Source organism: Glutamicibacter arilaitensis Re117, from assembly GCF_000197735.1.
Lineage (GTDB): Bacteria > Actinomycetota > Actinomycetes > Actinomycetales > Micrococcaceae > Glutamicibacter > Glutamicibacter arilaitensis.
In genome coordinates this window covers 2,027,335-2,046,766 of the sequence record NC_014550.1, presented here as the reverse complement: position 1 = coordinate 2,046,766, position 19,432 = coordinate 2,027,335, and the positions used below count along the sequence as shown (strand labels likewise).

19 protein-coding genes and 1 pseudogene are annotated in these 19,432 nt (G+C 63.8%); 14 read left to right on the top strand and 6 right to left on the bottom strand.

Annotation, left to right across the window (positions count from 1 at the left end):
* Positions 1-121: 121 nt before the first annotated feature.
* Positions 122-634 (bottom strand): Lrp/AsnC family transcriptional regulator, encoded by a 513-nt coding sequence (locus AARI_RS09830; RefSeq protein WP_013349148.1) that lies wholly within the window; start codon positions 632-634, stop codon positions 122-124.
* 144 nt (positions 635-778) lie between these two features.
* Here AARI_RS09830 and AARI_RS09825 point away from each other — a divergent pair, with 144 nt between their 5' ends.
* The 4 genes from AARI_RS09825 to AARI_RS18640 all read left to right on the top strand — a co-directional run bounded on the left by AARI_RS09825 (position 779) and on the right by AARI_RS18640 (position 4,207).
* Positions 779-1,636, top strand: a complete 858-nt coding sequence (locus AARI_RS09825) for an SDR family NAD(P)-dependent oxidoreductase (RefSeq protein WP_013349147.1) — start codon at positions 779-781, stop codon at positions 1,634-1,636.
* A 63-nt stretch (positions 1,637-1,699) separates the two neighbouring features.
* A complete protein-coding gene (locus AARI_RS09820; RefSeq protein ID WP_013349146.1) occupies positions 1,700-2,575 on the top strand; it encodes a VOC family protein in 876 nt (291 codons plus the stop codon).
* Positions 2,576-2,585: 10 nt separating this feature from the next.
* Positions 2,586-3,575, top strand: a complete 990-nt coding sequence (locus tag AARI_RS09815; RefSeq protein ID WP_013349145.1) for an epimerase — start codon at positions 2,586-2,588, stop codon at positions 3,573-3,575.
* 5 nt (positions 3,576-3,580) lie between these two features.
* On the top strand, positions 3,581-4,207 hold the full coding sequence (locus AARI_RS18640) for a pentapeptide repeat-containing protein (RefSeq protein ID WP_049862623.1): 627 nt from the start codon (positions 3,581-3,583) through the stop codon (positions 4,205-4,207).
* Here the strand turns inward: AARI_RS18640 and AARI_RS09805 are convergent.
* Positions 4,191-5,039, bottom strand: coding sequence for a LysR family transcriptional regulator (locus AARI_RS09805; RefSeq protein ID WP_353744414.1), 849 nt, complete (start codon positions 5,037-5,039; stop codon positions 4,191-4,193). The two genes, AARI_RS18640 and AARI_RS09805, sit on opposite strands and share 17 nt — an antisense overlap.
* A gap of 151 nt (positions 5,040-5,190) precedes the next feature.
* Here AARI_RS09805 and AARI_RS09800 point away from each other — a divergent pair, with 151 nt between their 5' ends.
* The 3 genes and pseudogenes from AARI_RS09800 to AARI_RS19275 all read left to right on the top strand — a co-directional run bounded on the left by AARI_RS09800 (position 5,191) and on the right by AARI_RS19275 (position 7,634).
* A complete protein-coding gene (locus AARI_RS09800) occupies positions 5,191-6,915 on the top strand; it encodes an FAD-dependent oxidoreductase (protein WP_013349141.1) in 1,725 nt (574 codons plus the stop codon).
* A 99-nt stretch (positions 6,916-7,014) separates the two neighbouring features.
* Positions 7,015-7,446 (top strand): annotated as a pseudogene (locus tag AARI_RS20080) (AmiS/UreI family transporter); the annotation flags it as partial.
* An 8-nt stretch (positions 7,447-7,454) separates the two neighbouring features.
* On the top strand, positions 7,455-7,634 hold the full coding sequence (locus AARI_RS19275) for a hypothetical protein (protein WP_041648801.1): 180 nt from the start codon (positions 7,455-7,457) through the stop codon (positions 7,632-7,634).
* On the opposite strand, the gene AARI_RS09785 is transcribed toward AARI_RS19275, so the two are convergent.
* Positions 7,631-9,313 carry an ABC-F family ATP-binding cassette domain-containing protein gene (locus AARI_RS09785; protein WP_013349140.1) on the bottom strand — a complete coding sequence of 561 codons (1,683 nt, stop codon included), beginning with the start codon at positions 9,311-9,313 and terminating at the stop codon, positions 7,631-7,633. The two genes, AARI_RS19275 and AARI_RS09785, sit on opposite strands and share 4 nt — an antisense overlap.
* A 30-nt stretch (positions 9,314-9,343) precedes the next feature.
* Between AARI_RS09785 and AARI_RS09780 the strand changes: the two genes are divergently transcribed.
* Positions 9,344-9,718, top strand: a complete 375-nt coding sequence (locus tag AARI_RS09780; protein WP_013349139.1) for a hypothetical protein — start codon at positions 9,344-9,346, stop codon at positions 9,716-9,718.
* A gap of 94 nt (positions 9,719-9,812) precedes the next feature.
* Entirely contained in the window at positions 9,813-12,329 is a 2,517-nt protein-coding gene (locus AARI_RS09775) for an esterase-like activity of phytase family protein (protein ID WP_013349138.1), read from the top strand.
* Positions 12,330-12,393: 64 nt separating this feature from the next.
* On the opposite strand, the gene AARI_RS09770 is transcribed toward AARI_RS09775, so the two are convergent.
* Together AARI_RS09770 and AARI_RS09765 are read right to left on the bottom strand one after the other, a co-directional pair.
* Positions 12,394-12,741: a hypothetical protein gene (locus AARI_RS09770; RefSeq protein WP_013349137.1), complete on the bottom strand. Its 348-nt coding sequence runs from the start codon at positions 12,739-12,741 to the stop codon at positions 12,394-12,396.
* Between the two features lie 99 nt (positions 12,742-12,840).
* A complete protein-coding gene (locus AARI_RS09765; RefSeq protein WP_013349136.1) occupies positions 12,841-13,647 on the bottom strand; it encodes a hypothetical protein in 807 nt (268 codons plus the stop codon).
* Between the two features lie 60 nt (positions 13,648-13,707).
* Here AARI_RS09765 and AARI_RS09760 point away from each other — a divergent pair, with 60 nt between their 5' ends.
* On the top strand, positions 13,708-14,769 hold the full coding sequence (locus AARI_RS09760; RefSeq protein WP_013349135.1) for a PLP-dependent cysteine synthase family protein: 1,062 nt from the start codon (positions 13,708-13,710) through the stop codon (positions 14,767-14,769).
* On the opposite strand, the gene AARI_RS09755 is transcribed toward AARI_RS09760, so the two are convergent.
* Positions 14,766-15,125, bottom strand: coding sequence for a hypothetical protein (locus AARI_RS09755; RefSeq protein ID WP_013349134.1), 360 nt, complete (start codon positions 15,123-15,125; stop codon positions 14,766-14,768). The genes AARI_RS09760 and AARI_RS09755 overlap by 4 nt on opposite strands.
* Before the next feature lie 89 nt (positions 15,126-15,214).
* Here AARI_RS09755 and AARI_RS09750 point away from each other — a divergent pair, with 89 nt between their 5' ends.
* The 4 genes from AARI_RS09750 (at position 15,215) to nrdH (ending at position 19,420) form a co-directional block, all read left to right on the top strand.
* Positions 15,215-15,976 carry a YggS family pyridoxal phosphate-dependent enzyme gene (locus AARI_RS09750; protein ID WP_013349133.1) on the top strand — a complete coding sequence of 254 codons (762 nt, stop codon included), beginning with the start codon at positions 15,215-15,217 and terminating at the stop codon, positions 15,974-15,976.
* 162 nt (positions 15,977-16,138) lie between these two features.
* Positions 16,139-17,863 carry a ubiquinone-dependent pyruvate dehydrogenase gene (poxB, locus tag AARI_RS09745; RefSeq protein WP_013349132.1) on the top strand — a complete coding sequence of 575 codons (1,725 nt, stop codon included), beginning with the start codon at positions 16,139-16,141 and terminating at the stop codon, positions 17,861-17,863.
* Positions 17,864-17,938: 75 nt separating this feature from the next.
* Positions 17,939-18,676: a YggS family pyridoxal phosphate-dependent enzyme gene (locus tag AARI_RS09740; RefSeq protein WP_013349131.1), complete on the top strand. Its 738-nt coding sequence runs from the start codon at positions 17,939-17,941 to the stop codon at positions 18,674-18,676.
* Between the two features lie 513 nt (positions 18,677-19,189).
* The gene (gene nrdH, locus AARI_RS09730; RefSeq protein ID WP_013349130.1) at positions 19,190-19,420 is read left to right on the top strand and encodes a glutaredoxin-like protein NrdH; all 231 of its coding nucleotides are present in this window, start codon (positions 19,190-19,192) and stop codon (positions 19,418-19,420) included.
* The last annotated feature ends 12 nt before the right edge of the window (positions 19,421-19,432 follow it).

The window sequence follows — 19,432 nt, the reverse complement described above, 5'->3', positions numbered from 1 at the left end:
TACATCCTCGCGTGTCGCGATTCACAAGCATCGACTGTAGGTTGGTTAGTTCTTCCGGCGCAATCGCAGCACCCGTCTCTATGCAGGTTGTATAGCGATTGCCGCCAACTAGCCCATTTTACTAGTCATTGTGCGCAGTCTTTTCCATATCGTGTTCTTCTCTAGCGCAGGCTGCCACTAGCGGCAGGGTTCTTCCTTGGAAGTGCTCATGCAGTGCGAAGGATGATGAGGTCCGGGCCACACCGGGTACCTTGTTGATGCGGTTGAAGATGGCCTGCAGGTCTTCCGGGGTCCGGGCAACCACGCGCAGCTGCAAATCCGAACTGCCGGTCACGGTGTACATGTCCACGATCTCTGGGATGGTTTGTTCCAATGCGTTGGCTACCGGGTCGTGCCCGTAGCGCTGGATGATCTCCACCTGGCAGAAGGCCACCAGCGAGTAGCCGAACCCGGCCGGCTTGATTCGCGGGATGATGCCCTGGATGACGCCGGCTTCGTGCAGGCGGGCCAGGCGCGCGCTGACGGTGCCACGGGCCACGCCCAGCCGTCGGGCACACTCCATAACCGGGAGCATCGGCGAATCGGTAAGTAGTTCGATCAAATCCGCGTCGAGCCGGTCAATGCGCACGGTCATCCCTTCAGTTCATGGGTAAAGCTGTCCTGTTCCTAGGCTAGCCCGGTTCCTGGAAGGGCCCTGCGAAAATGTTCCAAGTGTTAGCTGTGCCACGGGATAAGCTGGAGGGTACCAAGGCGATGGCACGTGATGAGGGAGTTCGGCATGGCAGTGGAAAAGATGGAATCGGTTGCTGGTCTGCATGTTTTAATCACCGGAGCAGCACAGGGGATGGGCTTGCTCTTCGCCAAGCAGGCTTGCCGAGAGGGTGCGGCCCGCGTGGTGATCTGGGATATCGACGAGGCGAAGCTTGCGGCCGCTGCCGAAGAACTGCGCCAGCTGGGCGGAAACGTCCAAGCCCACCGCGTGGATCTGGCCCAGCAGCAGCAGATCGAAGAACAGGCTGCCCAAGTGATCGAGTCCGGGGGAGTCGACGTGCTGGTGAACAACGCAGGAGTGGTCACCGGATCTTCCTTCGCCGAGCACCGCAGCGCACAGATTACCGCCACCATGGCGGTCAACGCACTTGCACCGATGTACCTGACCCATGCCTTGCTGCCACAGCTGGGCCGCAGCGGAAGGGGTCGGGTGCTGACCATGGCCTCGGCCGCCGCTCTGGTATCGAATCCGAATATGAGCGTGTATGCCGCCTCCAAGGCCGCGGCCATGTCGTGGAGCGACTCGCTGCGCCTGGAGCTGGAAGCCAATCCGAATATCGGCATCAGCACCATCTGCCCGACCTACATCAACACCGGCATGTTCGCCGGGGCCAAGTCAATGCTGCTCACCCCGATGATGCAGCCTGAAGTCGTGGTCGATCGCGCTTGGCGGGCGATGCTGGCCGGTACCCCGCTGGTGCTCATGCCGTGGACCAGCAAGCTTGGCCAATTCCTGCGTGGGGCGCTGCCGCGGCCGGCCTGGGACTTCGTCGCGGACAAGGTCATCGGCGTCTACCATTCGATGGACGAGTTCACCGGGCGGACACGGGAAACAACCGGTGAAGAGCGGCTGGAAGTTCGCTGACGCACCTGTTGGCCGCGAAGCCGCGGCGGTAGCATATGAGCATCATCCCGCCAAGGAGGACTCATGCAAAAGCTCACCGTCAACCTATGGATGCAGGGCAACGCCGAGGAGGCCGGGCAGTTCTATGCCAGCGCCCTGCCACAGGCCCGCACCGAAATTGAATCACGTTATCCCACCGAAGGACTGTTGGACTTCCAGCAGCCTTTCGCCGGCAAGGCGCTGACCGTCTCGCTGTGGGTGCGCGAAACCAAAATCACTATGATCAACGCCGGCGGTGAATTCAGTCCGAATCCCTCGATCTCGATCATCTTGTGCTTCAACGCCGATGACCGGGCCTCGCTGGAGAGCACCTGGACGGCCCTGATGGAAGGCGGCAGCGCGCTGATGCCGCTGGATTCCTACCCGTTCAGCGCCCGCTATGGCTGGGTTACCGACAAGTACGGGGTTTCTTGGCAGCTGATGGAATCCGATGAGCCGGTGGCCGTGGCCGAATCGGTGATCCCTTCGCTGATGTTCGGCGGAGAAGCGCAGAACCGAGCCGCCGAAGCCATCGAATTCTACGGGCAGGTCCTGGGCGCGCAGCTCGACAGCGCCTTCCCCTATGGCCAGGCCACCGAGTCCGCCACCGCTGAAGCACTGATGTTCGCGCAATTCACCCTCGGCGATGATTGCGTGGCGGCCATGGACTCGGCCGTGCCGCAGGACGTCAGTTTCACCCCCGGAGTCTCCTTGGAATGGCCCTGTGCCGACCAGGCGGAGATCGACCGCATCTGGCAGGCCCTGTCTGCCGTGCCCGAAGCCGAAGCCTGTGGCTGGCTGACCGATAGATTCGGGGTGAGTTGGCAAATTGTGCCAGAGAACATGGGCGAGCTGATGGAACGTCCAGATGCTTTCGAGCATATGCTGAGCATGAAGAAACTGGTGATCGACGAATTTTAGCGGGGGATCCATGGCGAGCGTACGCCGGGCAGTGGTTGCAGGGGCCAACGGATTTATCGGCAGGCTGCTGGTTGCGCGGTTGCGCGAAGCCGGATACCAGGTGGCCACCATCGGCCGAACCTCGCAGGCCGATGCCAGCTGGGATGAGGACCTGGGTCCGCTGGTTGATGGTGCGGCGCTGCTGGTGAATCTCGCCGGGAAGAATGTCGGCTGCCGCTATCACGAGGCGGCCCGCAACGAAATCCTGTCCTCGCGGGTGGAAACGACCCGGGTGCTGCATCAAGCGGTGTCCCGGGCGGCCAACCCGCCGCAGCTGTGGCTGAACGCGTCCACCGCGACCATCTACCGGCACAGCATGGATGCGCCGAACACCGAGGAAGATGGGCGGATCGGCGAAGGCTTCTCGGTGGATGTGGCACGCAGCTGGGAGCGCGAATTCTTCAACGGCGATCTTCCTACGCGCCGGGTCGCCCTGCGCATGGCGATCGTGCTGGGCGATGGCCCTGCCACCACGAAATTGCTCAACGTCGCACGCTGGGGCCTGGGCGGGGCGCAACACGACAGCTGGTGGCCGGCCCACCGCCGCTACCGCGGCATCGGCACGGACCCGAGCGGACCGGAGCGCAGCACCTGGTACCGCAGCGGCGGCAACCAGCTTTTCAGCTGGATCCATGTCGAGGATGTGCTCGGAGCGATCTGGCACATTATCGAGCACCCGCAAATTTCCGGGCCGGTGAATCTGGCCGCACCGAACCCGGTAACCAACCGCGCCCTCATGGCATCGCTTCGCCGCGTGGCCGGCGCCAAATTCGGGCTGCCTTCCTACCGGTGGATGCTGGAACCAGCCATGTTCGTGCTCCGCGTGGAACCGGAAATGCTGCTCAAATCCCGCTGGGCGCTGCCAGCGGTGCTGGAACGCACCGGCTACACCTTCCGCTACCCGGATCTGGATCCGGCCCTGGACGATGTGGCCGCCACCCTTTCACCAACCCGACGCTAGGAACCATGAAACCCAAAATCCGCCGCTTCATCCTGTCCGACCTGGCCACTGGCTACCCGGGCGACTTTGGCGATGACTACATCGAGCTGCTGCACTTCAAGGATTTCGCCGAACCGCTGGCAGCCGATGGCGCGCGGCTGGAAGAATGCAGGTTCAGCTCCGTGCAGATCCAGTCGTTGCGCAATGCCCGGCTGATCCAGTGCGAACTGGAACAATCCGGGTCGCCTGCCCTGGCCGGTGCCGGAGTGTTCCTCAACGACGTGCGGGTGGAACACAGCCGCTTCGGGTCAGCAGACTTCGCCGAGGCCGAATTGGATGGCGTGGTGTTCGAGAACTGCAAATTCGGCTGGTTGAACCTTGCCGGCGCGATAGTGCGCGACGTGGTTTTCCGCAACTGCCAGTTCGAGGAGATCGACCTGGGCGGCAGGATCCAGCGGGTGGCCTTTGAGGATTCGCGTACCGGCCTGCTGACCTGCACCGGGGCGCAACTGCGCGAAGTGAACGTCGAAGGGCTGGATTCTGCGCAAGTGCAGGGCATTGAATTCCTGCGTGGAGCGCAGATCAGCGCGCTGCAGCTGGGGGTGCTGGCCGAAGAGATGGCCGGATATCTGGGGATCAAGCTAGCGAACTGATTTGCCCGTTCCCGGAGGCCAGCTGCCCGGCAGTGTCTGCCAGCAGCGCCGCCATGGCAGTCGCGGCGCGGGTCAGTGAGACATCGCGCCGATGCGCCAGTCCGATAGTGCGGGTCAGTGGTTCGGGCAAGGCAATGGAGCGCACACCCGGTGCATCCAGGGCCACCGTCGCCGGAACCACGGCAACGCCGAGCCCGCGTTGCACGAAGCGCAGCACCGCATCCATTTCCCCGCCTTCCACGACGATATTCGGGGCCAGGCCGGCGTTCTTGTAGGCAAGGGCGGTACTGGCGCGCAGATCGTAGCTGTGCGAGAAGGCCAGCTGCGGCACCGAGGCCAGGGCGCGCAGATCCAGCTCCGAGCCAGCCAGGTGCGGGTGCTCCAGCGAATCGATGACCACCAATTCCTCTTCGAGCAGGGGCAGGTTCTCCAGGTGCTTGTCGTTCACCGCGTGCTCCGAGGTCACGATGAGCGCCAGGTCCAGCTCGCCGCCGCTGAGTTGTTCGAGCAGCCTGTGCGAGCCTGCCTCGATAATCTGCAGCTGCACCCCGGGGTAGCGGGCGCGGAAGATGGTTAGCGCTTCGGCGACCAGCGACACGCAGAGGGTCGGCGGTGCACCCAGGCGAACCCTCCCGCGTCGCAGTCCAGCCAAATCTGCCATTTCGGTGCGGATTGATTCTTCGTCGGCCAGCACCCGCCGGGCTCGGGGCAGCAACGCCTGCCCGGCAGCGGTGAGCGTGATATTTCCGCGCGCCCGGTGGAACAGCTCGGAGCCCAGCTCCTGCTCCAAGGTGGCGATCTGCCGGCTGAGCGATGGCTGGGCAAGATGCAGCTGCTCGGCAGCTCGTGTGAAGTGCCCCCACCTCGGCGACGGTGGTGAAGCCGCGCAATTGCTCTAGATTCATGATAGATAGCCTACTGCTATCAACATCATGCTAATAATTCATTGGACGTATTCCGGGCACGGGTCGATGCTGGAAAACATGAGAAATGAACAGCAAATATCCACCTCTGTTCTGGTCATCGGCACCGGCGGTTCCGGCTTGCGCGCGGCGATCGAACTGGCAGAATCGGGAACAGACGTGCTGGCCGTAGGCAAGCGCCCGCGCCACGACGCACACACCTCGCTGGCCGCCGGCGGCATCAACGCAGCACTGGGAACGATGGATGCCGAGGACAGCTGGCAGCAGCATGCCGCTGACACCATCAAGGAAAGCTACTTCCTGGCCGACCCGCGCACTGTCCAGGTGGTCGCCCAAGGTGCTGCCCGCGGCATCGAGGACTTGGAGCGATACGGCATGAACTTCGCCCGCGAAGCCGATGGCCGGATCTCCCAACGTTTCTTCGGCGCCCACAAATTCCGCCGCACAGCTTTCGCCGGGGACTACACCGGGCTGGAAATCCAGCGCACCCTGATCCGCCGGGCGCAGCAACTGCAGGTCCCTATCCTGGACTCGGTCTACATCACGAAGCTGCTGGTAGCCGAGGGGCGGGTCTTCGGCGCCTACGGCTTCGACGTCAACGATGGCACCGGGTACCTGATCCATGCCGACGCGGTCATCCTGGCCGCCGGCGGCCACACCCGCATCTGGCGGCGCAGCAGCTCGCGGCGCGACGAGAACACCGGCGACGCCTTCCGCCTGGCCGTGGAAGCCGGTGCCCGGCTGCGCGATGCCGAGCTCGTCCAATTCCACCCCTCGGGCATCATCGAACCCGAATCGGTGGCCGGGACCCTGGTCTCCGAGGCGGCCCGCGGCGAAGGCGGGATCCTGACCAACGCCCTGGGCGAACGCTTCATGGAGCGCTACGATCCCCAGCGCATGGAACTATCCACCCGCGACCGCGTCGCCTTGGCCGCCTATAGCGAAATCGCGGCCGGGCGCGGCACTGCCAAGGGCGGGGTGTGGCTGGATGTCTCCCACCTGCCCCGGGCCACCATCATGGAACGGCTGCCCCGGGTCTACCAGACGCTGCTCGAGGAGCAGATGCTGGACATTACCAAGCAGAAGATCGAGATCGCCCCGACGGCGCACTATTCCATGGGCGGGGTGCAGGTGGACCCGCTCACCCACGTAACCGAAGTACCGGGCCTGTACGCGATCGGCGAAGCCTCCTCGGGCCTGCATGGAGCTAATCGGCTGGGCGGAAATTCGCTGATCGAGCTGCTGGTCTTCGGCCGGATCGTCGGGCAGGGAGCTGCCCGGTATTCGCGTGCGCTCACTTCCCAGCCCCGTTCGCAGGCGGCCATCGAGAAGGCCCGCGGGGAAGTGGACCGGCTGCTGGCCGCCGACGGGCAGGAAAATGTCCGGTCCCTGCAGCGGGCGATCCGCGACATCATGACCCAGCACGCCGGAGTCGTGCGCGAGGAGGCGGGGCTGAAGCTGGGGCTGGAGAAGCTTGCAGAGGTCGAAGCGCGGATGGCGCGGGTGGGCATCCACCCGGACATCGCCGGCTACCAGGATCTGTGCCACGCCTTCGACCTGAAGTCATCGGTGCTGGCCGCGCGCGCCACCTTGGAGTCAGCGTTGGAGCGCCGGGAAACCCGCGGCTGCCATAACCGCAGCGACTATCCACACACCGATCCGCAGCTGCAGGTGAACCTCATTTGGTCGCCCGAGGGCATTACCCGTGAGCCGATCCCCGAGGTGCCTGGAGAAGTGGCCGCGCTGATTTCCGAGGTATCGCAGGCAGGCAAGCTCGTGGAGTAATGAACCGGTGCGAACTTGCCAAGGCCCGGCGGCTGCGCTGAAACTGAGCTCAGTGGGCGACCGGCCAGGCGTGGGTGCCCTTCGCGAGTGGAGGATGGGATGGCCCATGTGGGGCTCGTATTCGTGGGACTGATTCTGAGTGTGAATGCGCTGGTGGGGCTGGGCCGGATTCCGGCCCGTTCGGCGGCGGTGCTCAACCTGATGGTCGGCGCGCTGCAGATCATGTTGCCGACCTTGATACTCAGCCAGGCAGGCAGCGACATCGCACTGGTCAATGCCACCTGGCCCAGCTACCTGTTCGGGATGACCTATCTGCTGGTCGGGTTCAACACCCTATTCGGTTTCGACCCGACCGCGCTGGGCTAGTTCAGCGCGTTCGTAGCCGCGATCGCGCTCTACAAGAGCGTGCTGTCCATCGGCCCGGACCCGCTGTTCGCGGTCATCTGGCTGGCCTGGGCGCTGATGTGGCTGGGCCTGTTCCTCTCCGACGGGCTGGGGCTGCGCCGGCTCGGCCCGGTCCAGGTGCCCGTGGCCACCGCATGGTTGATGCTCAGCGCCGGCATCCCGAGCAGCACCATCCCGGCGCTGTTCGCGCAGAACGAGCGGTGGTCCACGTCGCCGGCTGCGGGTTGGACCGCCCTCTGCGTGCTGGCCGCGGCCGCCGGATTCAGCTGCTGGAAAGCCGCAGCACCTGGCGCTCCATGCAGGAGGCAGCCTAGCGCTTGCGCTGCACCCGGGCCTCGTCCCAGACCGGCTCGTCGGACTCGTAGACGGTGCCGTCGGAGCCGAAGACCAGGAAGCGGTCGAAGCCGCGGGCGAACCAGCGGTCGTGGGTCACCGCCAGCACGGTGCCTTCGAAGGCATCGATGGCCCGTTCCAGCGCTTCGCCCGAATGCAGATCCAAGTTATCGGTGGGCTCATCGAGCAGCAGCAAGGTGGCACCGGAGAGCTGCAGCAGCAGGATCTGGAAGCGCGCCTGCTGGCCGCCGGAAAGCGATTCGAACTTCTGCTCGGACTGCGCGGCCAGGCCATAGCCATCCAGCGCACCGGCCGCCGCCTCGCGCGGCATCCCGGAGCGGTGCTCGTCGCCGCGGTGCAGGATTTCGAGCAGGGTGCGGCCAAAGAGGTCTGGCCGGGTATGGGTCTGGGCGAAGTAGCCAGGGCGGATACGCGCACCGAGCTTCACCGTGCCGGCATGTTCCACCGGGGCGATCACCACGTCGGAGACCGGCAGGTGCTCGCGTTCGGGGTCGGTGCCGCCGGAGGCCAGCAGGCGCAGGAAGTGCGACTTGCCCGACCCGTTGGAGCCCAGCACGCCCACCCGGTCGCCGAACCAGATTTCGGCGTTGAAGGGCTTCATCAGCCCGGCCAGTTCCAGCTTCTCGGCGATGACCGCGCGCTTGGCGGTGCGCCCGCCCTTGAGCCGCATCTGCACGTTCTGCTCCAGCGGGATCGCCTGCGGAGGGCCGGCCTGAAGGAACTTTTCCAGCCGGGTGGTCGCCGCGTGGTAGCGGTTGGCCATATCGGAGCGGAACGCGGCCTTGGTCTTGTACATATTGACCAGTTCCTTGAGCTTGGCGTGCTCTTCGTCCCAGCGCTTGCGCAGCTCCTCGAAGCGCTCGTTGCGTTCTTGGCGGGCTTGCACATAGGAGTCGAACGCACCGCCGTGGATCCACGCGGTCGCCCCGCCGTGCCCCGGCTCCAGGGTGACGATGCGGGTGGCGGCATTGTTCAGCAGCTCGCGGTCGTGGCTGATGAACAGCACGGTCTTGGGCGAGAGGCGCATCTTCTCTTCGAGCCAGCGCTTGCCCGGGACATCCAGGTAGTTATCCGGCTCATCCAGCAGCAGCAGTTCGTCATTGCCCTCGAAGAGGGCTTCGAGCACCAGGCGTTTCTGCTCGCCGCCGGAGAGGGTGCGGGCCAGCCGGGTGGAGGCGGCGTCGAATTCGATGCCCAGGGCGGCCATGCAGACCTTGTCCCAGGTGGTTTCCAGCTCGTAGCCGCCGGCATCGCCCCATTCGATGATCGCTTCGGCGTAGCGCATGTGGACTTTCTCGTCCTCGCTGGTGGCCATCGCCGCTTCATACTTGGCGACCTTCGCCGCGGCCTGGGCCAGTTGCGGGGCCGCGGTGGACAGCAGCAGGTCCTTCACCGTGGAATCATCGCGCACCTGGCCGACGAACTGGCGCATGATTCCCAGGCTGCCGGTGCGGTTGATCGACCCCTCATCGGCTTTCAGGTCCCCGGAGATGATCTTGAACAGCGTTGTCTTGCCGGTGCCGTTGGGTCCGATCAGCGCGGTCTTGGAACCGGCGGTGACCTTGAAGCTCACCCCGCCCAGCAGCTGGGTGCCGTCGGAGAGGAAGTACTGGATGTCTGTCACGTCAATATGGGCCACCAGATCATCCTATCGGGTAGATTGTCGAACATGCTGATCAGGGTCGAAATCTACGGAGGGCTGCATGCCTGCTGCCACGAGGGATTTTCGGTAGGCGATCAGGTGCGCTGGCAGCTGGCCCAGGTGCGCAATTCACGAGGGGCGATTACCTTCGAGCTCGATGACCATGGCACCTTTGAGTGCACCGGGGTGCCGGTGGCCGCAGTGCCCGCACGTGTTGCGCGCATCCAGTATCGGGACCGGGTGCGTGCTGGGCAGGCCGGAAGCTCAGGGCTTGCCGACGAAGTACTCGTGCAGGACACCGTGCATGTGCCGGCGGGCACGGACTTCGACCACGACTGGATCATTGCCACGCTTCAAGTCGATGCCAGAAGCCTGCCGCCGCTGGCCGACTGGGATGGGTAACGTCCGGCCGCCCTAAGCCGTTGCCCGGCGTTAACCTTTTGGCCAGATGATGCTGGAACTGTGGGGGGAGTCATCATCCAGCAGGGAGAAGAACGTGCATCGCAAATCCATCAAAGGTGCGGCATTCCTGGCCGCAGCCATCGCCGCGAGCCTGACGCCGGCCGCAGCCATCGCAGACTCGGGAGAATACTTCGAACGGGTGGCCACCTACCCGGTCTACCAGAACCATCCAGACGGCGCGGCCGCCACCACCGCTGCCGAGATTTCCACCGTGTCGGCCGACGGCAACACGCTGATCTACTCCGACGCCCTCTCGCGCAGCATCGGCTTCCTGGACATTTCCGACCCAGCGCAGCCGCAGGGCCTGGGCCTGCTGGGGCTGCACCAGCTGGGCAGCGCCGAGGATGAGCCAACCAGCGTGGCCGCCTACGAGCAGTACGTGTTCGTCGTGGTCAACACCTCGGCCAGCTACAGCGATCCCTCCGGTCGGGTGGACGTAGTGCGCATCGCCGATCGCACGCTGGTGCACAGTTTCGATTTGCCCGGCCAGCCCGATTCCATCGCGATCTCCGCTGACGGCGCCTATGCCGGCATCGCCATTGAAAATGAGCGCGACGAGGATGCTGGGGACGGCGGATTGCCGCAGGCCCCGGCCGGATCGATCGCCATCATGAACCTGGACGGCGCGGAGCCTGCAGGCTGGACACTGCGCGAGGTGCCGCTGAGCGCCGGAACCCGCACCGCACCTGTTGCACTGCCGATGCTGGAAGGTGCAGGGCTGGACACCCCGCAAGACCCCGAACCCGAATACGTGAGCATCAACGCCGCGAACCAGCTGGCGGTCACCTTGCAGGAAAACAACGGCGTGGTGCTGATCGACCTGGCTGAAGGGAAGATCACCAGCGCCTTTGGCACCGGGGCCGTGGATCTGGAAGGGATCGACACCGAAAAAGACGGAGTGCTTGACCCCAGCGGATCGCTGTCGCAGATTCCCCGCGAGCCCGATGCCATCAGCTGGCTGGGCGAAGGCTACCTGGCTACCGCCAATGAAGGGGACTGGAAGGGCGGCAGCCGCGGGTTCAGCATCTTCGATGCGGCCACCGGAAAGGTGGTGTGGGATGCCGGGAACAGCTTCGAGCAGCTCGCGCTGTCCCACGGGTTGTACCCGGAGCATCGCTCCGGCAAGAAGGGTGTCGAGCCTGAAGGGCTGGCCATCGCCGAATTCGACGGCGTGGACTACGGTTTCGTGGCCTCCGAACGCGGCAACTTCGTGGCCGTCTACGATTTGAGCGACCCATCGGCGCCGCGCTTCGTGCAGGTGCTGCCGACCACCAACGGCCCGGAAGGCATCTTGCCGATCCCCGAACGCAACCTGCTGGCCATCTCCTCGGAAACCGATGAGGGCGAGGTGCGTTCCACGCTAGCCCTGTACTCCTTCGGCGCCGACGAGGCGCAATTCCCGCAGCTGTCCTCGGACGACGCGGATCCGGTGCCCTTTGGTGCGCTGAGCGGCCTGTCGGCCAACCCCGCTGATGATTCGCGGCTCTTTGCCGTCAGCGACAACGCCTACGCGCCGCGGATCTACACGCTGCGCACCGAGGGCGGCGTGGTGGAATCCTCGATGCCGGTGACCGGAGCCAGCGTCGAACTGGATCTGGAAGGCATTGCCGCACGTGCCGAGGGCGGTTTCTGGGCTGCCCATGAGGGGGAGACCGGCGCAGAGAACCTCCTGGTGCGCATCGACTCCGCCGGTGCAGTGCAAGAAGAAATCGCGCTGCCAGGAGTCGACCAGCTGGGCAAGCACGGCCTGGAAGGTGTCGCCGTGCGCGCAAGCGGAGCGCAGGAAGAAGTAGTCTTCGCCTTGCAGCGTGAACTGCCCGGCGAGGACTTTGTGCGCGTGGGCCGGTATCTGCCGGACACCGGCCAGTTCAACTGGTACGGCTACCAGCTTGAAGCGGCCGAAGATGGTGCATGGAACGGGCTGTCGGAAATTACCGCGCTGCCCGATGGCACCTACGCGGTGATCGAACGCGATAACCAGGCGGGCCCGAAGGCCAAGCGCAAGGCGGTATACCAGTTCGCGCTTCCGGCAGGCAGTGAGCGCGAGGTGCCGCTGGTTGGCAAGGAACTGGCCGTCGATGTGCTGCCGGTGCTGCGCGAAACCAACGGGTGGACCCAGGAAAAACTGGAGGGGCTTGCTGTGGCCGGCGGCCAGGTCCACGTGGTGACCGATAACGATGCGGTGGATGAGGCCAGTGGCGAAACCGTGTTCGCGAACCTCGGCGCGGCAGCTGAGCTCTTCGACCTTGCCGCACCAACCCCGGCGCCGGAAGAGGAACCAGAGGATAAGCCGAGTGCAGAACCTGCGCCCAGCGAAAACTCGGAAGCAGAATCCGGCAAGGACGCCGAGGAATCCGGACAGCCGCACGCACCGCAACCCTCGGCGCCGATCGAGCCGCAGGCCATCTCGGATATCGACCGGCAGGCGAAGCCAGATAAGGATCTGGCCGAGACCGGTGCCAGAAGCCTGTGGCTGATTCCGGTGGGTGCGGTGATCGCCCTGCTCGGTGCAGCTGCGGCCATCAAGTCCGCGCGAACCCGGACGAAGTAGCCGGCGGGACCCGGAATGCAACAAAGGCGCGGCACCCAGTTGGGTGCCGCGCCTTGCCGGTCAGCTAGTTTTTCTTCTGCGAAATCACGACCGCGGCAACTGCGGCCAGGACCAGCGAGATGAGCAGGAACTTCCCGCTCTTGCAGGACTTCTTGTCCTGGGAGGCCAGGTTCTTCTGCGCGGCCTGCACGGCGCTTTCCACGGAGGCGCGGGCACGCTTGGCGGCCTTGGAGTTTCCTCCCACGTTTTCAATCAGGTTGGCTCCGGCCTTGCTGATCGCATCGGTATTCACACCCGAGACGGCTTCATTCCAGCCGCCACGGATTTCCTTGGGGAGCTCTTCCTTGGCAGTCTTGGCGAGTTTCGCCAGCGACTTTTCAACTTGCTTCAAGCTCTTGGCAGTCTTCGACATGTTGTTCCTCTCTGATGGACCTTGAGTCTGATGGACCTTGAGGTCTCAACCCCCAGCCTAGCCAGAGCGAGGTGGGCGCTCAAGAACCTGCTATTGCGCTCACTGCGAACTGGGAGGAAGCTGGGAATCGCGGCGGGCCAGCAGCGCACGGATCCGGGTGCGCACTGCGCTGAACAGGCACGCGCACATCAGCACTGCGGCCACCGAAAGCACCGTGGCAAATGCCGGGGAGTTGGCGTGTCCGGTATAGCGGTCCACGATGATTGCACTGATCACCCACAGGGCTCCGGCGTTGAGGTAGATGCCCAGCGGGTTCTTGAAGCTCATGGCGCACAAGAACAAGGCCAGCAGCAGCACGGCCAGCGCGCAAGCGCCCTTGAACATCAGCGTGCTGGAATCGGCTCCGGAAACTGCGCAGAAGGCCACGGCTTCGACCAGCACGATGACCGAGAGCCACCCGGTGAACAGCCCGAAGCTGGCACGGGTGATCCATCGGTCCACCTGTTGCAGCAACTGGCTTTTGGCGATCATCACCACGACGCGCACCAGTACCGCCAGCAGCATGATGCCGAAGGCCAGCGAGGCGCCGATGCGGTCGCGCTCCAAGAACGACACCCACAGGGCATTGCACAGCACCGCGGCCAGCACCCAGGGGCGCAGCGACCGGTGCAGCATCCCGCGCTGCGCGGCGACGGCCTGCCAGATCGCATAGAACGCGACTGCGATCATCAGCGCGAACCAGGGCAGCTGCCCCAAGCGCGGTACCGAGGTGACGGTGGCATCCGGGCCCAGCCACCCGCCGGCAATCGTTTCCAGCCCGGCAGTCGAGAGCGCGGCCCATCCGGCCCAGCCCAAACCGAGCAAGATGAAGGCGGCATAAGCGCCGGTAACCAGCCTACGTTTCACGATTCTGAAGTTACCACGGACGCAGGGACTAAATAGGTCCGCCACGGTTAGAGTGGAGCCATGACAGATCTTTGGGTACGCCGTGCCATTTCCCTGCTCGACGCTGACGCGAACCGCAGCGCCGACACCCACCTGCATCGCTTCGAACTTCCCAGCCACTGGGGGATCGAGCTCTACTTGAAGGACGAATCGGTGCACCCCACCGGCTCGCTCAAGCACCGGCTGGCGCGCTCGCTGATTCTCTACGGGCTGGTCAACGGGAAGATCGCCGAGGGCACTACGCTGGTGGAGGCCTCCAGCGGGTCCACGGCCGTTTCCGAAGCGTACTTCGCGCGGATGCTGGGGCTGGATTTCATCGCCGTGGTCCCCAAAACCACGAGCATCGAGAAGATCGAGCTGATCGAGTTCTACGCCGGGCGCTGCCACCTGGTGGATGCGGCCGGCCAGGTCGATGAGGCGGCCCGCGCGCTGGCGGCAGAAAGCGGCGGCTACTACCTGGACCAGTTCACCTACGCCGAGCGGGCCACGGACTGGCGGGGGAATAACAACATTGCCGAGTCGGTGTACGCGCAGATGGCCGCCGAAGCCCACCCGATCCCCAGCTGGATCGTGATCGGTGCAGGAACCGGCGGCACCAGCGCCACCTTCGGGCGCTACGCCCGCTACAAGCGCCATGAGACCAAGATCTGCGTGGGCGACCCAGAAGGATCCTCCTTCTATGAGGGATGGCGCACGGGAAACATGGGGTACGCCACGGGGAAGGGTTCGCGCATCGAGGGGATCGGCAGGCCCAGCGTGGAGCCCAGCTTCGTGCCCGGGGTGATCGACCACATGGTGCAGGTGCCGGATGCGGCCTCGCTGGCGGCCATGCATTTGCTGCGCGCCAAAACCCGCTACTTTGCCGGCGGCTCCACCGGAACCAACCTGTATGCGGCGTTCGGGATCATCGCGCAGATGCTCGAACGCGGGCAGCAGGGCTCGGTGGTAACGCTGATCTGCGACTCCGGCGAGCGCTACGCGAACACCTATTACAACCAGCAGTGGGTCACCGAGCAGGGCCTGGATTTGGCTCCGCATACCGCCCAGCTGGAGCACTTCTTGCAGACCGGGCTCTGGGACTAGCTGCTGCGCAGGGTGGGCATCAGCCCGGTGCGCTTCTTGCGCTGGTGCACCGAGAAGTAGCCCAGGCCTTCCGCGCCGGCGATGAAGTGGCGCTGGGACCTGGCTGGCAGGTAGATGATGTCGCCGATGGCCAGGTCGATGTTGCCGCTGGCGGTATGCAGCGTGCCTGAGCCGGCGAAGACATGCAGCAGCACATCGAGTTCCGGCCCTTGGTGCGCCCCGATTTCTTCTCCGGGTGCCAGCGAAATGACATTGGCATCCAGATCGCGTTGCTCCGGTTCCAGCTTCCAGATTGCGCCGCTGGTTTCTCCGGCGGCCAGTTCGGTGGTGTTGGCCATGCGGCGCGGTTCGGGCATTGTTACTCCTTGGTCTTTGGTGCTGCAGCTTCCAGCCTATCCAATGCGCGCAGGTTCGTGCCTAGGATGGGATCGATGAAGGAGTGCTGATGAACCAGAATCCAGCCGCAGCGCATGCGCGGACCCGGGCCGATTTCGCGGCCAACCTCGCCTCTGTCCGGGCGCGGATCGCCGCGGCTGAAACTGCTGCTGGCCGGCGGGCTGGCAGCGTACGGCTGCTGCCGGTGACCAAGACTGTTCCGGCGCAGCGGTTGCGCCTGGCCATTGAGGCCGGGGTCAGCTGGCTGGGTGAGAACAAGGTGCAAGAAGCGTGGGAGAAATCCCAGCAGCTGGCGGATGTGCCGCAGCTGAAGTACTCGGTGATCGGGCACTTGCAGACCAATAAGGCCAAGTATGTGGCCCGCTTCGCCGATGAGTTCCAGGCGCTGGATAATCTGCGCCAGGCCCAGGCTTTGGAGCGCCGGCTGGAGGTCGAGGACCGGATCTTGCCGGTCTTCATCCAGGTCAACACCTCCGGTGAAGAATCCAAGTTCGGGATCCAACCGGCGCAGGCGGCTGGATTCCTCAAGCAGCTGCAGGTCTTCGAACGGCTGCAGGTCAAAGGGCTGATGACCCTGGCGGTATTTTCTCCCGAGCAGGAACTGGTGCGCGCGTGCTTCCGGAAGCTGGTTGCCGTGCGCCAAGAGCTGCGCGAACTGGACCTGGGCAACGTGGAAGAACTGTCCATGGGGATGAGCGGTGACTTCGAGCTGGCCATTGCCGAAGGGGCAACCGTGGTGCGTGTGGGCCAGGGGATTTTCGGGGCGCGGGCCCTGCCCGATTCGCACTACTGGCCGGGGTTCGCCACGTAGCCTGCAGGGATAATTAGGCGTCGGCTTGCCGGTGTTCTTCGCACCACGTGCTGGTGTGGGCCGAAGAACCCTGCGAAGTGTCAAAAATGCATGGCACATGGGGGAATGACGCAGTAGGGTGAACAGTAGACCCACTGGAATATTGTGTGCAGGAGGAATGTTTTGCCTACCGTAGCCGACCACCTGATTGAACAGCTCGATACCCAGGGAGTGCGCCGAATCTACGGCATCCCGGGGGACTCGCTGAACGGCTTGACCGATTCCTTGCGGGAGAACGGGCGGATCGAATGGGTCCACCACCGCCACGAGGAAGCCGCTGCGTTTGCGGCGGCCGCCGAAGCTGAAATTACCGGGGAGCTGACCGTCTGCGTGGGTTCCTGCGGCCCGGGCAACCTGCATCTGATCAACGGCCTGTACGATGCGAACCGTTCGCGCGTTCCGGTGCTGGCCATCGCCGCGCATATCCCTACCGAGGAGATCGGCTCCAACTACTTCCAGGAGACCCACCCGGTGGAAGTCTTCCGTGGCTGCTCGGTCTATGCCGAACAGGTCTCCGATCCCAAGCAGATGCCGCGGATGCTGCGCATTGCGATGCGCGAGGCCATCGAGAAGCGCGGGGTGGCCGTGCTGGTGATTTCCGGGGATGTGGCCCTGGCCGAGATGGAACGCACGCCGACGCAGAAGATCACCAAAACCAACCCGCGCGTGCTGCCTAATGAAGAAGAGCTTGAGCGCACCGCCGAAATCCTGGAAGGATCGCGCAAGATCACCATCCTGGCAGGTGCCGGGGTCGCCGGGGCCCACGATGAGGTGATTGCGCTGGCCGACAAGCTCGGCGCACCGATCGTGCACGCGATGCGCGGCAAGGAGCACATCGAATACGACAACCCCTTCGATGTTGGCATGACCGGGCTGCTGGGCTTCGCTTCCGGCGCCAAGGCGATCGCCGAGTGCGATGTGCTGCTGATGCTGGGCACCGACTTCCCGTACCAGCAGTTCTACCCGCAAGACGCCACCATCATCCAGGTGGATATCCGCGGGGAGCAGATCGGCAAGCGCACCCGGGTGGATATTCCGCTGGTGGGCACCGTGAAGGACACGGCCGCGGCGCTGACCGCCTTGCTGCCGGTGCAGACCCGGCGCAAGCACCTGGAGACCGCGGTGGAGCACTACCGCAAGACGCGCACCAAGCTCGATGAACTGGCTACGCCTTCCAAGCCCGGGGCAGCCATCCACCCGCAGTACCTGGCCCGGCTGATCGACCAGTACGCCGCCGAGGATGCGATTTTCACTGCCGATGTCGGCTCGCCGGTGATTTGGGCCGCACGCTACCTGACCATGACAGGCAAGCGCCGGGTGCTCGGTTCCTTCAACCACGGTTCGATGGCCAACGCACTATGCCATGCCCTGGGAGCCCAGGCGATCGACCGGCAGCGGCAGGTCATTGCCTTTGCCGGGGACGGCGGATTGGCGATGATGCTCGGTGAACTGCTCACCGCCACGCAGAACAAGCTGCCGATCAAGATCGTGGTCTTCAACAACTCCTCGCTGAACTTCGTCGAGCTGGAAATGAAGGCTGCCGGGTTCGTCACCTATGCCACCGATTTGCACAACCCGGACTTCGGCGCGGTAGCGACGGCTTCGGGGCTCAAGGGCTACCGCGTGGATGACTCGGCGCAGCTTGAAGCCACTGTCCAAGAATTCCTGGCGCACGACGGGCCGGCACTGCTGGATGTGGTCACTGACCGGCAGGAGATGTCCATGCCGCCTGAAATCAAGATGGAACAGGCCAAGGGCTTTGCCCTGTATGCCATTCGTACTGTGCTCTCCGGGCGCGGTGATGAGCTGCTGGATCTGGCGAAAACCAATTGGCGGCAAATGTTCTAGTTCTTTTATGCCTATGCTTGTTGCTGGTGCCATTGGCACCAGCAACAATTTTGTGACATCAAGAAAGTTGGCGCTTTGACTTCGCAACCTGCCGCAGCGCATGCGGCCACCACCGAAGATTTCACCCGCAATCTGGCTGCGGTCAACCAGAAGATCGCTGCGGCTGCTGAGGTGGCCGGCCGCGATCGGCACTCGGTTCGGCTTCTTCCGGTCACCAAGACCATTGACACCGATCGCCTGGCGTTGGCGATTGCTGCCGGCGTAGAGACGCTGGGGGAGAACAAGGTCCAGGAAGCCCAGGATAAGTACGAGCACTTTATCGAGCAGTTCCCGCACCTGCGCTATGCCATTATCGGACCGTTGCAGACCAATAAGGCGAAGTTCGTGGCGAAGTTCGCCGACGAGTTCCATGCTTTGGACTCGTTGAAACTCGCCGAGACCTTGCAGCGGCGTTTGGAATTGGAAGACAGGACACTGGAAGTCTTCATCCAGGTCAATACCTCGGGGGAAGAAAGCAAGTCCGGCATTGAAGCGGCCGACGCTGCCAACCTGCTCGGTTCCCTGGCGCCGTTGGATCGCTTGACGCCGGTGGGCCTGATGACGATGGCTGCAAACACCACGGACCAGGCCGCTGTTCGTGCCAGCTTCTCCTTGCTGCGCGAAACTCGTGACCGGTTGCAGCAGGATGCTCCTGCGGGCTTCCAGCACCTGTCCATGGGGATGAGTGGCGATTACGAGCTGGCCATCGCCGAGGGAGCCACTGTGGTTCGTGTTGGCCAAGGTATCTTCGGAGCCCGTAGCTACCCGGCCTAAGAGCCTCTGGGCGCCACTTGGGCTTAGCAGCCACGAGCAGCTGGTGATTTACCGGCTGCTCGCTGTCTGCGTTCTCCACAAGCGGTCCTGCCGTTCCCAAACTGTCTGTTCGTGGGCGGACACTACATGTAGTGGTGCACGCCGTGTACCCGGAACTAGATGAAGGGTGCAGAACACGCCGACGAACATCTCACAAGAAGAATTTTTAACCCACAAGCGACTTCTGCCAACCTGTGGACAAAGGTCGCCAGTCCGCGAGAAATCGCGGTTTAAACGGGGGTTAATATCCACAGATCCTGTGGACGTCCCAGTGGATGAATGACATACTTGTAATACATCATGTTGTGGCCGCTTGACCGGCCAAACACAAGATGTAGTATTGAACCCGTTGGTGCGGCTCGCACCAGAAGCACCTCGAACAGTGGTTTTGAGGCATCCGAGAGGATGGCTAGGAGATTTCGGAAAAACCGGGAACCTAGCCGAAACAAAGACTTTCCAAAGGGGATCAGGGACATGGCCATCACGGTTTACACGAAGCCTTCCTGCGTTCAGTGCAACGCTACTTACCGCGCGCTGGATAAGAAGGGTGTCGAGTACAACAAGGTAGACATCTCTCAGGATGCGGCAGCACTGGAGCACGTTCGAGGCTTGGGCTACATGCAGGCACCTGTCGTAATCACCGATGACGATCACTGGTCGGGCTTCCGCCCAGACAAGATCGAACTGCTGGCTCCAGCCAACTAGTAAAAACTCCAT

What these genes read in the sequence shown, in the direction of transcription:
- AARI_RS09830 (WP_013349148.1), bottom strand. Translation starts at nt 634, where the DNA reads ATGACCGTGCGCATTGACCGGCTCGACGCGGATTTGATCGAACTACTT.
- AARI_RS09825 (WP_013349147.1), top strand. Translation starts at nt 779, where the DNA reads ATGGCAGTGGAAAAGATGGAATCGGTTGCTGGTCTGCATGTTTTAATC.
- AARI_RS09820 (WP_013349146.1), top strand. Translation starts at nt 1,700, where the DNA reads ATGCAAAAGCTCACCGTCAACCTATGGATGCAGGGCAACGCCGAGGAG.
- AARI_RS09815 (WP_013349145.1), top strand. Translation starts at nt 2,586, where the DNA reads ATGGCGAGCGTACGCCGGGCAGTGGTTGCAGGGGCCAACGGATTTATC.
- AARI_RS18640 (WP_049862623.1), top strand. Translation starts at nt 3,581, where the DNA reads ATGAAACCCAAAATCCGCCGCTTCATCCTGTCCGACCTGGCCACTGGC.
- AARI_RS09800 (WP_013349141.1), top strand. Translation starts at nt 5,191, where the DNA reads ATGAGAAATGAACAGCAAATATCCACCTCTGTTCTGGTCATCGGCACC.
- AARI_RS19275 (WP_041648801.1), top strand. Translation starts at nt 7,455, where the DNA reads ATGGTTGATGCTCAGCGCCGGCATCCCGAGCAGCACCATCCCGGCGCT.
- AARI_RS09780 (WP_013349139.1), top strand. Translation starts at nt 9,344, where the DNA reads ATGCTGATCAGGGTCGAAATCTACGGAGGGCTGCATGCCTGCTGCCAC.
- AARI_RS09770 (WP_013349137.1), bottom strand. Translation starts at nt 12,741, where the DNA reads ATGTCGAAGACTGCCAAGAGCTTGAAGCAAGTTGAAAAGTCGCTGGCG.
- AARI_RS09760 (WP_013349135.1), top strand. Translation starts at nt 13,708, where the DNA reads ATGACAGATCTTTGGGTACGCCGTGCCATTTCCCTGCTCGACGCTGAC.
- AARI_RS09755 (WP_013349134.1), bottom strand. Translation starts at nt 15,125, where the DNA reads ATGCCCGAACCGCGCCGCATGGCCAACACCACCGAACTGGCCGCCGGA.
- AARI_RS09750 (WP_013349133.1), top strand. Translation starts at nt 15,215, where the DNA reads ATGAACCAGAATCCAGCCGCAGCGCATGCGCGGACCCGGGCCGATTTC.
- nrdH (WP_013349130.1), top strand. Translation starts at nt 19,190, where the DNA reads ATGGCCATCACGGTTTACACGAAGCCTTCCTGCGTTCAGTGCAACGCT.